Genomic DNA, 12019 nt, shown 5'->3' on the forward strand with positions numbered 1-12019 from the left:
TCGTGTCTCAATCATTCGTGTCAGGAGTCGCCATGGCCACCAAGTCCCGGCTCGACAGTCGCACGGCGCGCACGCTGCGGGCGATGTACCCCGGCGGCCGCGGCACCCCCCTGGCCCGGCGGCTGTCGCACCTGTGGTCGTGGACGTTCGCCCGCGGCTGGGCGGGGCGCCGCTGGGTCACCTTGGAGGTGACTGGGCGGCGCTCCGGGCAGCCGCGGCTGTTTCCGCTCGGCATGGCCGACCTGCACGGTCGCTGGTACCTGGTGTCGATGCTCGGTGAGTGCGCCTGGGTGCGTAACGTGCGCGCGGCCGACGGGGCGGCCACGCTGATTCGCAAGCGGCGACGCCCCGTGCGCCTCGTCGAGGTGCCGGTCGCCCAACGCGCCCCGATCCTGCAGCGCTACCTGAACACGGTGCCCGGCGGGCGTCCGCACATTCCGGTCGAGCCCGACGCGCCCCTGGCGGAGTTCGCGGCGGTCGCCGACCGGTATCCGGTCTTCGAGGTGCGCCCCGCCTGAGGCGGGCGCTCTTCTCGGTCCGCCGGCCGGTCAACCTGTGGCCGGTCAACCTCCGGTCGATCAACCCTGCGGCGGCAACCCTTCGAGCAGCTTGTCGGTGATGCGATTCAGGGCCGCCAGATCGGCCTCGTCGAGCCGGTCGATGAACAGCTGCCGAACGGTGCGCACATGAGCGGGTGCCGCGGCCTCTATGGCGGTCCGTCCCTGCGGGGTGAGCAGCACGATCGCGCCACGCCCGTCCTCGACGCACTCCGCGCGGGCGACCAGCCCCCGCTTCTCCATCCGCGTCAGGTGATGCGAGAGCCGGCTGCGCTCCCACTGCAGACCGCGCGCCAGATCGCTGACCCGCACCGACCCCGACTCCACGTCGGTGAGCATGACCAGCACCTCGAAATCCGGCAGGGACAGGCCCGCGTCGGCCTGCATGTTGCGCTGCATCTGGGCGGTCAGGCGCCCGTTGACCTGCAACCAGGCTCGCCAGACGCGCTGCTGGTGATCATCGAGCCAGGGCACCTGCGTCATGCTCTCCATTCTAGGTGTGTGAGTGACACATCATGAAACGTTGGTGGGCGAAGGCCGGGGGGATGTGTGCCGCGCGACCCCGCAGGTGACCGGCACCCACGGCCCGAACGCAGCCGAGCAGGGCGTTTATCGTGCAAGAAGCCGATGAAGGAGACGGTGATGACCCAGCCGACGCGCTGCCCCGTGCCGCACGGCACCCGCAAGACCTCTCGTGGCGACGACGACGCTACTCCCGCAGTTGAACTCGTCGGCACCACATGGCATGTGCGCGGTCACGACCAGGTGCGCGAGGTGCTGCGCACCGGCGCGCTGCAGGCCGGCTTCGCCTCGGAGACCGTGCAGAAGAACCGCCCGAACGCCCGCAAGCCGGTGCTCTTTGCCGATGGTGAGGAACATCGCACTCAACGCCGCAAGATCGCGCGCTTTTTCGCGCCCGCGACCGTCGACAAGCGGTACCGCGAGCTGATGCAGACGCGGGCCGACGCGATGGTGGCCCAGATCGCTGCGCAGGGCCGGGCCGACCTGGCCGCAGTGACGATGCGCTACGCCGTAGAGGTCGCCGCACAGGTCGTGGGGCTCACCAACTCCGACACCGACGCCATGGCCAAGCGGCTGTCGGCCTTCTTCGAGGGCACCCCACCGATGGCCGTCGACACCGGCGACCAGAGCCGCTTCGCGCGGCTGATCACGATGCTGCGCGGCACCCGCCTGATGGCCCCGATGATGCGCTTCAACCGCCGCGACGTCGCGCCCGCCATCGCCGCCCGCCGCGCGAACCCGCAGGCCGACGTCATCTCCCACCTCATCGAGTCCGGTTACACGGACGAGGAAATCCTCATGGAGTGCCTCACCTACGGCGCGGCCGGCATGGTCACCACCCGCGAGTTCATCTCCATGGCCACCTGGCACCTGCTCGGCGACGAGGCCCTGCGCACGCAGTATCTGAGCGCCGACGAGCCGGGTCGCTTCCGCATCCTGCACGAGATCCTGCGCCTGGAGCCGGTCGTCGGGCACCTCTACCGCCGCACTACCGAGGCCCTCGACCTCTCCGACGGCACGCACCTGCCCGCCGGCGCGCTCGTCGACCTGTACCTGCGCGCCGCCAACGCCGACGAGAGTGCCGTGGGGTCGCAGCCGTTGACCCTGTGCCCGCAACGCGAGCTGGGCCCCGGAGTTCGCGGGGAGGCATTGTCGTTCGGCGACGGCGCCCACCGCTGCCCCGGCAACGCCATCGCCATCCAGGAGAGCGACATCTTCCTGACCCGGCTGCTCGCGCTGCCGCTCCGCCTGACCTCGACGCCCCGGCTCGAGTGGGACGAGCTGATCAGCGGCTACGCCGTGCGCGACATCCGCTTGGAGGTCGTGCCGACGAACGGCTGAGGGACGGGGTTACCCTGGCCGAGTGCCAAGGGGACAGCACATGGGCGGCGAGCCCGCTTCGGAGGCGCATCACGTCATCTCCGCCGGCTCGCCGATCGTGCAGACACAGTCATTGACCATGGACTTCGGGCGCGTCGTCGCGTTGCTCGATCTCGACGTGCGCATCGGCGGCGGGGTGACCGGCCTCGTCGGCGCCAACGGCGCCGGAAAATCGACCCTCATCAAGATCCTGCTCGGGCTGCTCAAACCCACCTCCGGCACCGCGACGGTGCTCGGCTTCGACATCGCCTCAGAGTCCGCGCAGATCCGCCGGCTCGTCGGGTACATGCCCGAACACGACTGCCTCCCACCGGATGTCAGCGCCAGCGACTTCGTCGTGCACCTGGGCCGGATGTCGGGGCTGCCGGCGGCGGTAGCCCGCGAGCGGGCCGCGGATGTGCTGCGGCACGTCGGGCTGGCCGAGGAGCGCTACCGACCGATGGGCGGCTACTCGACCGGCATGAAGCAGCGGGCCAAACTCGCTCAAGCCCTCGTGCATGATCCGCGGTTGGTGTTTCTCGACGAGCCGACCAACGGCCTCGACCCCGCCGCCCGCGACGACATGCTGCGGCTGGTGCGCCGCATCGGCCACGACTTCGGCATCGCCGTCGTCGTCACCTCGCACCTGCTCGGCGAGCTGGAGCGCGTCAGCGATCACGTCATCGTGCTCGACGGCGGGCGGCTGCTGCGGGCCAGCGCCACCAGCGAGTTCCTCGAAGGCACCGGGGGGCTGCTCATCGAGGTGCTCGGCGGCCTCGAGGACCGCGACGCCATGGTCGGCGCGCTCAGCGCCGCCGGCCTGACCTGCCAGCCGCGCGGCGCCATGATCGGCCTGGACCCGGCACCGCAGGGATTCCCGGTGCACGACCTGATCCGCGACACCGCCGCCTCCCTCGATCTGGGCCTGGTGCGGATACAGGCCGACCACCGCCGCCTGGAGGACGTCTTCGCCGACCGGCCGGACACCGGCTCCGATCCCTCCGATGCACGCGATCAGCCCGCACCCCGCCACCAGGAGCAGCCGTGAGTACGCGCCCGCCCGAGAGCGTCATCCATGACCTGGGCTATCGCGGGTACGACGGCCCGCGGCTGGGTTTGCCGGGCATGGCCCGCGCCCTGTTCGTCACGGGTCTGCGGCACGCCTGGGGGTTGGGGCGCTCCGGGCGCTCCCGGGTGCTGCCGTTCCTGCTGCTCGGCGCCGCGATGGTGCCGGCGGCCGTGATGGTCGGGATCATGGCGATGGTGCCGCAGTTCGACATACCCGTGAACTACGCCGGCTACCCGGGCAACGTGCAGGTACTCATCGCCGTGTACGCGGCCGCGCAGGCTCCGGTGCTGTTCTCGCGGGACCTGCAGTTCGGCTCGATCGTGCTGTATCTGGCGCGGCCGCTGGGGTCCGCCCTGTTCGCCACCGTCCGCTGGCTCTCGCTGACCACGGCCATCGCGATGTTCACCCTCGCGCCCGTGCTGGTGCTGTACCTCGGGGCCCTGCTCACCGACCACGACGTGGCCGACCAGAGCGCAGCATTCGGCAAGGCGGTGCTGGCGATCCTGCTGCTGTCGGCCATGCTCGCCACGATCACCGGCATCGTCTCCTCGCTGTCCACCCGCCGCGGCCTGCCGGTCGTCATCTCGATCGCGCTGCTCATCGTCGGTTCCGGCGTCGTCGCCATCGCCCAAGAGCTGGCGATCGCCCGCGACGGAGCCGATATCGCCGCCTACGTGGGACTCGCCTCACCGTTCACCGTCTACAGCGGCATCGCGCACCTGCTCGACAACACGGTGGGTATCGCCCCCGGCGACCTGTCGACCGGCCTCGGGGTGCTCTACGTGCTCGTCGCCCTCGGCCTCCCCGCCCTCGGGCTGCTGTTTCTCATGCGCCGCTTCGCGAAGGTGGGATCGCGATGAGCGCCCTGGTCCTGGAGAAGACCTCCCGCTGGTTCGGCAATGTCGTCGCCGTCAACGACGTGTCGATGACGATCGGCCCGGGCGTCACCGGCCTGCTCGGCCCCAACGGGGCCGGCAAGACGACGCTGCTGGCGATGATGTCCGGCTTCTTGCCACCCAGCTCGGGCACCGTGCGCCTCGACGGGGAGCCGGTGTGGCGCAACACCGGCATCTACCAGCGCATCGGCCTCGTGCCCGAACGCGAGATCAGCTTCGGCTACCTCACCGGGCGGCAGTTCGTGCAGGCCAACGCCGAGCTGCAGAAGCTGCCCGATCCGCGCGGCGCCACCGACAAGGTGCTCGAAACCGTGGAGATGACCGAGCCCGCCGGCCGACGCATCAGCACCTACTCCAAGGGCATGCGCCAACGCATCAAACTGGCCGCCGCGCTGGTCCACGACCCGCAGGTGCTGCTGCTCGACGAGCCGTTCAACGGCGTCGACCCGCGCCAACGCGCCCACCTCATGCGGCTGCTGCGCCGGATGGGCGAGGACGGGCGGATCGTGCTCTTCAGCTCGCACATCCTGGAGGAGGTGGAGCAGGTCGCGCGGCACATCGAGGTGCTCGTCGCCGGGCGGCACGCCGCCTCCGGGGACTACACCGCCATCCGGCGGCTCATGACCGACCGGCCGGTGCACTACCGGCTGGAGTCCAGCGACAACCGGCGCCTGGCGGGGCTGCTGATGACCCGCGAGAGCGTGACCGGGGTGCAGGTGACGCCCGTCGGAGCGCTGGAAGTGCAGGTCAGCGACCTGGGCGCGTTCGCCGCCGGGCTGCCCGCGTGGACCCGCGCCGAGGGCATCACGATCCGCGAACTCATCCCCACCGACGAGTCGCTGGAGTCGGTCTTCGCCTACCTGGTGGCGTCGTGAGGCACGCACTGCTGGCCGCCACGCCCGTAGCCGTCGCGCCGCTGGCCGTCCCGCCGCTGTTCGAAGTCACGCTGGAGGAGCGATGAATCCGACGATCGCGCGGCTCGCCGTGTACGCCCTGCTCGGAGCCAAACGGGTGTGGGCGTTGCTGGCCTTCCCGGTCTTTCTGCTGGTCATCGCCTTCGCCATGCGCACGTTCGCGCAGGGCAGCACGAGCGCCGAGCTCATCTCCGGGCTCGCCTATCCGGTGCTGCTGCCGCTCGTTGCGCTGCTGGCCACCTCGTCGGTGCTCGGCCCGGAGGTCGACGACGGCTCCATCGTGTACCTGCTGGCCAAGCCGGTGAACCGCTATGTCGTGGCGTTCAGCAAGTTCGTCGTCGCGTGGGTGGCGACCCTGCTGGCCGGGGTGCTGCCGCTGCCGATCGCCGGGTACATCGTCGACGGGATGCTGACTCGCGGCACCCAGGCGTGGGCCATCGGCGGGGTCGTGGCGGCCACCGCCTACTGCGCGCTCTTCCTGGCGCTGGCCGCGGTGACCCGGTACGCGGTGGTCTTCGGGCTGCTGTTCGTGCTGCTGTGGGAGGGCGCCCTCGGCGGGCTGCTCGGCGGCATCGCCTGGGTTTCGGTGCGGCAGTGGGGTGCTCGCATCGCCGAGAACGTCGACCGCTTCATCGTCGCGCCCGACCTGCCGCTGGCCTACGCCTTCGGTGCCGCGCTCGTCGTCACCGTCGGCGGCCTCTGGTGGGCCGGCGACCGCCTCCGCTCCTTCACCGTCCGCGGCGAGGCCTGAGGCTGGCCGCCGCTGGCCGCCACTCACTCCCCCTCGCCGACGGTCGTGGTCCCTGCCCCACCCCCAGCCGAGGGTTGCGGTCCCTGCCGACGGGCGCGGTTGCGACCGCAGCCCTCGGCAGCCAGCGCAACGGTCGGCCAGAGGAGTTGGGGCAGGCCCCCGCACCCTAGAGCGCCGGCCCCACCGCGCCCAGTCCAGGGTTGGCCGCCCCCCGCCGCCGACGGTTGCGGTCCCTGCCGAGGGTCGCTGTTGCAACCGCAGCCCTCGGCAGCCAGCGCAACTGTCGGCGGGTGGGGCAGGCAGCCAGCGCAACGGTCGGCGGATGGGGCGGCGGGCTCGGCGGACTGGCGCGGCCAGCGCCTCAGACTGGCTGGTCCCAGGTCTTCTTGGGGAGCTTGCGGATTCGGGTGCGGCGGCGGCGCGTGGGGATCATCGAGCGCATCTCCTCCAGCTTGCCGAAGCACAGGAGGCGGTCCTCGGCCTCCAGCACCTGGCTGGACCGGGGGTTGGGCACGACGTGCGTGCCGCGATGCAGCGTCAGCACCGTGATGTCGCGCTCCCGCAGGCCGGAGTCGCCCAGGCGCTTGCCGACCATCTCGGCGCCGCGGTGCACGACGAGCTCGGCCACGCCGTATCCGGTCGAGACGGTCAGTCGCTGGCGCACGTCGATCTCGGGGAAGGCCACCTGGTTGTCGATGTAGTCGACGATCGCGCCGGCGACGTCCAGGCGGGTGGCGCGCTCGATGCCCTCCAGCCCCGGCGAGGAGTTGACCTCCATCACCAGCGGCCCGTGCTCACCCTCCAGCATGTCGACGCCCGCGACCCGCAGGCCCATGATCTGCGCGGAGCGGACCGCGGCCTCCTCGTACGCCGGCTCGAGCGCCACCGGCTCGACCGAGCCGCCGCGGTGCACATTGGAGCGGAACTCATCACCCTGGGCGACGCGACGCATCGCGGCGATCACTCGGTCTCCGACGACGAGGGCGCGGATGTCGCGCCCCTTGGATTCGGCGACGAACCGCTGGATAAGTACGTTCTGCCGCGTGGAGTGCAGGGTCTCGATAATGGCCTCGGCGACCTTGAGCTCCGGGGCGAGGATGACGCCGATGCCCTGCGTCCCCTCCAGCAACTTGATGACGACCGGGGCGCCGCCGACGCGTTCGATGGCGGGCAGCACATCGGCGCGGTCCCGCACGAAGGTCGTTGCGGGCATGGCGATCTCGTGGCGGGACAGGATCTGGGTGGCGCGCAGCTTGTCGCGGGCGTTGGTGATGCCGTACGAGGTGTTCGGGGTGTAGACGTCCATCTGCTCGAACTGCCGCACGACCGCGGTGCCGAAGTACGTGATCGAGTTGCCGATGCGCGGCAAGATCGCGTCGTATTCGCTCAACTGCTTGCCGCGGAACAACAGATCGGGAGCATCACCGGAGAGGTCGATACCGAAACGCAGGGTGTCGAGCACCTTGACGGTGTGACCGCGGTCGACGGCGGCCGCCCGCAGCCGTCGGGTGCTGTAGGCGCGCGGGGCGCGCGAGAGGATCGCGAGTTTCATTTCCATCGCCTAGGTCCGTGCCGGGTGGGCACCTGCGAGGATGTGCCGGTGCCAACAGTGAGCCATTCAAGCACCCCGCCTGCGACCACGGCGGGGTGGCGAGAGTGGGTGAGTCTGCCAGCTCTGGGCGTGCCCTGGGTGAAGGCGAAACTCGACACCGGCGCCCGCACGTCGGCGCTGCACGCGTTCGACCCCGAGGGGTTCGTGCAGGACGGCGCGGAGTGGGTGCGGTTCTGGGTGCACCCGTGGCAGCGCAGCGTCGCGGACTCCGTGCAGGTGGAGTTGCCGGTCGTCGAGCGGCGGCTCGTGCGCTCCTCGACCGGGCACGTGGACGAGCGACCGGTCGTCCCGATGGACATTCGGCTGGCGGGGCGCACGGTGCGCGCGGAGGTGACCCTGAGTCGGCGCGACGAGATGGGTTTTCGGATGCTGATCGGCCGGGAGGCGCTGCGGCAGGGTTTTCTCGTCGACCCGTCCCGCTCGTATCTGGGGGGGCGGCCGCGGCGGACGACCCGGCGTCGTAATCGGGGGGTGTGATGGTGCGCGAGTCGTTTCCGATCGGGTCGTTTCGGGTGCGGGCGGGGGCTTCCCGGGAGGTCGAGTTGCCGATCACCCGCCTGGTCACCGGCGCGGATGTCGCGCTGCCGGTGCGGGTGGTGCACGGCAAGTTCGACGGCCCCCGGATGTGGGTGGTGGCGGCGACGCACGGCGACGAGGTCGTCGGGGTCGAGGTGATCCGCCGGGTGCTGGCGACACTGAACGCCAGGACCCTGCGGGGCACGCTGGTAGCGGTGCCGATCGTCAACGTGCTGGGCTTCATGGCCGGGGATCGCTACCTGCCGGACCGCCGCGACCTCAACCGTTGCTTTCCCGGGTCGGCCCGCGGCTCCCTCGGATCGCGCCTGGCGCACCTGCTGATGAGCCAGGTGGTGGAGCCCTGCGAGGTCGGCATCGACCTGCACACCGGGGCGTACGCGCGCACCAACCTGCCGCAGATCCGCGCGGACCTCGACGACGAACGCACCCGAGCGCTGGCGCAGGCGTTCGGCGCACCCGTCATGCTGCACGCCCGACTGCGAGACGGCTCGCTGCGGCAGGCCGCCCGCGAGCGCGGCTCCACCGTGCTGCTCTACGAGGGCGGCGAGGCGTGGCGCTTCGACGAGTGGGCCATCGAGGCCGGCGTGGCCGGGGTACGCCGGGTCATGGCGGCCCTGGGGATGATCGAGGAGTCGGCCGCTGAGCCGATGGCGTCGCCGCCGGTCGAGTCGCGGGCCAGCGGGTGGGTGCGCGCCCGGCACACCGGCATCGTGCACCTGGACGTCGCTCTCGGCGCGGCCGTTGCGGAGGGCGACCGGCTGGGCAGCCTCTCGGACTCCTTCGGCCGCCGCGTGCACCTCGTGCGCGCAGACCGCGACGGCATCGTCATCGGCCAGAGCAACGCGCCCCTGGTCAACCGCGGCGACGCCCTGGTGCACATCGCCTCGCTGGCCGGCGTCGATCGCGCGCTGCCCGCCGAGCCCCCGGACCAGCCCGACGCCGACGACCTGCTGACCCACTAGCCGCGCGGGTGTGGGCGGCGCCGCAGCCGCCCGGTTCCGGCGGCTGCGACGGCCCGAGAGAGGACTCTGGTGGCGAACGAAGTACATGTCCCCTTCCAGGGGCTCTAGCCCTTTTCATCGCCGCAGGTCACAGCGTTGGGCCCACGCGGCGGGTGGCGACATGTACTTCGTTCGCCACCGGCAGGCCGCCGCGGGCGGCTCTCCCGGGCCCATGGACCCGGCATGGCCATCGTCGGAAGGAATCGCTCCAGGTCGCTGTCGTTCGCTGACGCGCTTCGGCCCGGCTCAGCCCTGGTGGGGAGCGGCAGTCTTGGGCAAGGCGAGCATGGCCACGGCCGCCAGCAGGTAGGCGGCCACCTGCCACGGCATGACGTGCGCCAACGCCCGCCCGAACACCTGGGCCTGCGATCCGGCGGCGTCGGCCGGCGCGACAGGCAGGGCGTTGAAGAAGACGGTGGCCAGGATCGCGATCCCGATCGCGCCCCCGATCTGGTTGACCGTGGACAGGACTCCGCCCGCCGCACCGGCTTGCCGTGCGGGGACGCCGGCCAGCACGACGTTGACCAGGATGGGGGCGCCCAGCCCAAGGCCGAGCCCGCCGAGGAACATGACGCCCGCCAGCGACCAGTAGCCGGGGGTGGCGCCATCGCGCACCAGCCACCACAGCAGGCCTTGGGACGCGGCCAGCGTCAGCGATCCGGTGACCAGCAGGGTGCGACCTGCCTTCGCGGCCAGGGCCACTCCGGCTCCGGAGGTGATGATCGAGCCGATCGCGTAGGGCAGGATCACCAGCCCGGTCTCCCAGGCGGTGCGGCCGGTGCCGAGTTGGAGGTAGAGGGACAGGACGAGGAAGAACGACCCGAGCCCACCGAAGAAGAACACCGCGGCGACCAGGCCCGCGCTGAACGGGCGAATCGCAAGCAAGGCGGGGTCGAGAACGGGGTGGCCACCGCGGCGCGCGACGTGCCGCTCGTAGGCGAGGAAAAGGACGAGCACGAGCAGGCCCAGCGCCAGGAGGGCCCAGCCCCACAGCGGCCAGCCCCAGTCGCGGCCCTGGACCAGCGGCAGCAGCAGGAGGAAGACACCCCCGGCGGCCAGCAGCGCGCCGGTGACGTCGAGGCGGGTGGTGCCCGGGGCGCGGGACTCGGGTAGGAACCGCAGTCCGAGCGCGAGCGCCACCGCGGCGACGGGGACGTTGATCCAGAAGATGGCGCGCCACCCCAGACCCCACAGGTCGGCATCGACGAGCGCCCCGCCGAGCAGCGGCCCGGCCACCGACGCCAACCCCTGGACTGCGCCGTAGGCGCCGAAGGCCGCGGCCATCGCGGCGGGGGCGAAGGACGAGCGGATGATGCCGAACACCTGCGGCACCATGAACCCGCCGGCCAGGCCCTGCACGGCCCGAAGCGCGATGAGCATCCCGGCCGACGGCGCCAGGGCGCAGGCCGCCGACGCCAGGGCGAACCCGGTCAGCGACAGCAGGAAGATGCGGCGGCGACCGAACGCGTCGCCCATCCGACCTCCGGTGATGAGACCGGACCCGAGCGCGAGGACGTACGCGGCGAGCATCCATTGCAGCTGCGCCTGCGAGGCGCCCAGGGTGGCGGCGATGTCGGGAGCCGCGACGGTGATGATCGTGACGTCGAGCAGGTCCATGAAGGAGGCAAACAGCACGACGAGGAGCGACAGGGTTGCGGCACGGCCCGCGACCTGGGGTTCTGCGGATGTCTCGAGCGGCGCGGCGGCCGGAGTGTGTGAGCTCATGGCGTCACCGTGACCGATGTGGCGGACATCGAATGACCGCTATTGGTGTGATGGTGGGGCCATGGCGGATACCTCGGAGCGGATCCTGCGGCTGCTGTCCCTGCTGAGCGCCCGGGTCGAATGGCCCGGGGGCGAGTTGGCGCAGCGGCTGGAGGTGTCGGCCCGCACGTTGCGTCGAGATGTGCAGACGCTGCGCGAGCTGGGGTATCCGGTGCACGCGACCAAGGGGCCGGGCGGGTGTTACCGCCTCGGAGCCGGTGGGAAGTTGCCGCCGCTTGTGCTCGACGATGCCCAGGCCATCGCGATCGCGCTGGCCCTGCAGACGGCGCCGGCGACCGTCACCGGCATCGACGACGCCGTCGCCCGGGCACTGACCACCCTGCGCCACGTGATGCCCGCCAGGCTGCGCGCCGCCAGCGACGCGTTCGAGGTGACCAGCCTGCGCAATTACTGGGAGCTCTCCGCCCCGCCGGTCGACGTCACCACCCTCCAAATCGTCGGCTCCGCGATCCGCACGAGCCACACCCTGAGGTTCGACCACGCCACGCCGGAGGGGTACGTCCCGACGCCCGGCGAGCCCGGCTTTCACCCGCCGCAGGATGTCGAACCGCACCACCTCGTCGTGTGGGCGGGCCGCTGGTACCTCATCGCCCGCGACCGCCAGCAGCGCACGTGGGCCACGTACCGCGTCGATCGCATCCGCCCCAAGTCGAGTCCCGGGGTCGCCTTCACCGCGCAACCCCTCACCGAGGACGACCTCACGCGGCTCGTCATCCAGAACCCCGACCGTGGGGACACGGCCGGCCAGTGGCCCTGCGTGGGCACCGCCATCATCAACCTGCCCGCCGACGTCGTCGCCCGCTGGGCCCCGGGCGGATCCGTCGTCGCGCCGCTGGACCGCGAACACTGTCGGCTGACCATCGGCGGCTGGTCGTGGGCCGGCGTCGCCGGGCTCTTCGTCACCTTCGACGCCGACCTGACCGAGGTCACCCCCGCCGCCTTCGCCGACACCCTCCGGGCCGTCAGTCGGCGGCTCCTGGATGCCGCGGATGGCCGGTGAGGGCGTTGCCGAGCGA

At 71.5% G+C, this 12019-nt stretch carries 12 protein-coding genes; 9 read left to right on the plus strand and 3 right to left on the minus strand.

Translation table 11 applies throughout. The features are described from left to right. The first annotated feature begins 32 nt into the window (after positions 1–32). Entirely contained in the window at positions 33–518 is a 486-nt protein-coding gene (locus KILIM_RS07325; protein WP_006592016.1) for a nitroreductase family deazaflavin-dependent oxidoreductase, read from the plus strand. Between the two features lie 60 nt (positions 519–578). Here the strand turns inward: KILIM_RS07325 and KILIM_RS07330 are convergent, their stop codons facing one another. Further along, positions 579–1040 (minus strand): MarR family winged helix-turn-helix transcriptional regulator, encoded by a 462-nt coding sequence (locus tag KILIM_RS07330; protein ID WP_006592017.1) that lies wholly within the window; start codon positions 1038–1040, stop codon positions 579–581. A 159-nt stretch (positions 1041–1199) separates the two neighbouring features. On the opposite strand from KILIM_RS07330, the gene KILIM_RS07335 reads away from it, so the two are divergent. The 5 genes from KILIM_RS07335 to KILIM_RS07355 all read left to right on the plus strand — a co-directional run bounded on the left by KILIM_RS07335 (position 1200) and on the right by KILIM_RS07355 (position 6068). Beyond that, on the plus strand, positions 1200–2420 hold the full coding sequence (locus KILIM_RS07335; protein WP_006592018.1) for a cytochrome P450: 1221 nt from the start codon (positions 1200–1202) through the stop codon (positions 2418–2420). A gap of 40 nt (positions 2421–2460) precedes the next feature. Beyond that, complete coding sequence (locus KILIM_RS07340) at positions 2461–3486, plus strand: ABC transporter ATP-binding protein (protein WP_006592019.1); 1026 nt, start codon at positions 2461–2463, stop codon at positions 3484–3486. After that, complete coding sequence (locus KILIM_RS07345) at positions 3483–4367, plus strand: ABC transporter permease (RefSeq protein WP_006592020.1); 885 nt, start codon at positions 3483–3485, stop codon at positions 4365–4367. Before KILIM_RS07340 ends, KILIM_RS07345 begins: the two co-directional genes overlap by 4 nt. Next, a complete protein-coding gene (locus KILIM_RS07350; protein WP_006592021.1) occupies positions 4364–5278 on the plus strand; it encodes an ABC transporter ATP-binding protein in 915 nt (304 codons plus the stop codon). The genes KILIM_RS07345 and KILIM_RS07350 overlap by 4 nt, the downstream gene beginning before the upstream one ends. 82 nt (positions 5279–5360) lie before the next feature. Then, positions 5361–6068 (plus strand): ABC transporter permease subunit, encoded by a 708-nt coding sequence (locus KILIM_RS07355; RefSeq protein WP_006592022.1) that lies wholly within the window; start codon positions 5361–5363, stop codon positions 6066–6068. A gap of 361 nt (positions 6069–6429) precedes the next feature. On the opposite strand, the gene KILIM_RS07360 is transcribed toward KILIM_RS07355, so the two are convergent. Continuing rightward, entirely contained in the window at positions 6430–7620 is a 1191-nt protein-coding gene (locus KILIM_RS07360; RefSeq protein WP_040562570.1) for a RimK family alpha-L-glutamate ligase, read from the minus strand. 48 nt (positions 7621–7668) lie between these two features. Here KILIM_RS07360 and KILIM_RS07365 point away from each other — a divergent pair, with 48 nt between their 5' ends. Together KILIM_RS07365 and KILIM_RS07370 are read left to right on the plus strand one after the other, a co-directional pair. Further along, a complete protein-coding gene (locus KILIM_RS07365; protein ID WP_373280985.1) occupies positions 7669–8157 on the plus strand; it encodes an ATP-dependent zinc protease family protein in 489 nt (162 codons plus the stop codon). Continuing rightward, positions 8157–9179 (plus strand): succinylglutamate desuccinylase/aspartoacylase family protein, encoded by a 1023-nt coding sequence (locus KILIM_RS07370; protein ID WP_006592025.1) that lies wholly within the window; start codon positions 8157–8159, stop codon positions 9177–9179. Before KILIM_RS07365 ends, KILIM_RS07370 begins: the two co-directional genes overlap by 1 nt. A gap of 285 nt (positions 9180–9464) precedes the next feature. Here the strand turns inward: KILIM_RS07370 and KILIM_RS07375 are convergent, their stop codons facing one another. Then, positions 9465–10943, minus strand: a complete 1479-nt coding sequence (locus KILIM_RS07375; RefSeq protein ID WP_006592026.1) for an MFS transporter — start codon at positions 10941–10943, stop codon at positions 9465–9467. Positions 10944–11004: 61 nt separating this feature from the next. Between KILIM_RS07375 and KILIM_RS07380 the strand changes: the two genes are divergently transcribed. Continuing rightward, positions 11005–12003 (plus strand): helix-turn-helix transcriptional regulator, encoded by a 999-nt coding sequence (locus tag KILIM_RS07380; RefSeq protein WP_006592027.1) that lies wholly within the window; start codon positions 11005–11007, stop codon positions 12001–12003. Positions 12004–12019 lie beyond the last annotated feature (16 nt).

Origin of the sequence: Kineosphaera limosa NBRC 100340 (assembly GCF_000298215.1) — a bacterium.
GTDB lineage: Bacteria > Actinomycetota > Actinomycetes > Actinomycetales > Dermatophilaceae > Kineosphaera > Kineosphaera limosa.

Coding starts and splice junctions, on each gene's coding strand:
- KILIM_RS07325 (WP_006592016.1), top strand. CDS start 33: ATGGCCACCAAGTCCCGGCTCGACAGTCGCACGGCGCGCACGCTGCGG.
- KILIM_RS07330 (WP_006592017.1), bottom strand. CDS start 1,040: ATGACGCAGGTGCCCTGGCTCGATGATCACCAGCAGCGCGTCTGGCGA.
- KILIM_RS07335 (WP_006592018.1), top strand. CDS start 1,200: ATGACCCAGCCGACGCGCTGCCCCGTGCCGCACGGCACCCGCAAGACC.
- KILIM_RS07340 (WP_006592019.1), top strand. CDS start 2,461: ATGGGCGGCGAGCCCGCTTCGGAGGCGCATCACGTCATCTCCGCCGGC.
- KILIM_RS07350 (WP_006592021.1), top strand. CDS start 4,364: ATGAGCGCCCTGGTCCTGGAGAAGACCTCCCGCTGGTTCGGCAATGTC.
- KILIM_RS07355 (WP_006592022.1), top strand. CDS start 5,361: ATGAATCCGACGATCGCGCGGCTCGCCGTGTACGCCCTGCTCGGAGCC.
- KILIM_RS07360 (WP_040562570.1), bottom strand. CDS start 7,620: ATGAAACTCGCGATCCTCTCGCGCGCCCCGCGCGCCTACAGCACCCGA.
- KILIM_RS07370 (WP_006592025.1), top strand. CDS start 8,157: ATGGTGCGCGAGTCGTTTCCGATCGGGTCGTTTCGGGTGCGGGCGGGG.
- KILIM_RS07375 (WP_006592026.1), bottom strand. CDS start 10,943: ATGAGCTCACACACTCCGGCCGCCGCGCCGCTCGAGACATCCGCAGAA.
- KILIM_RS07380 (WP_006592027.1), top strand. CDS start 11,005: ATGGCGGATACCTCGGAGCGGATCCTGCGGCTGCTGTCCCTGCTGAGC.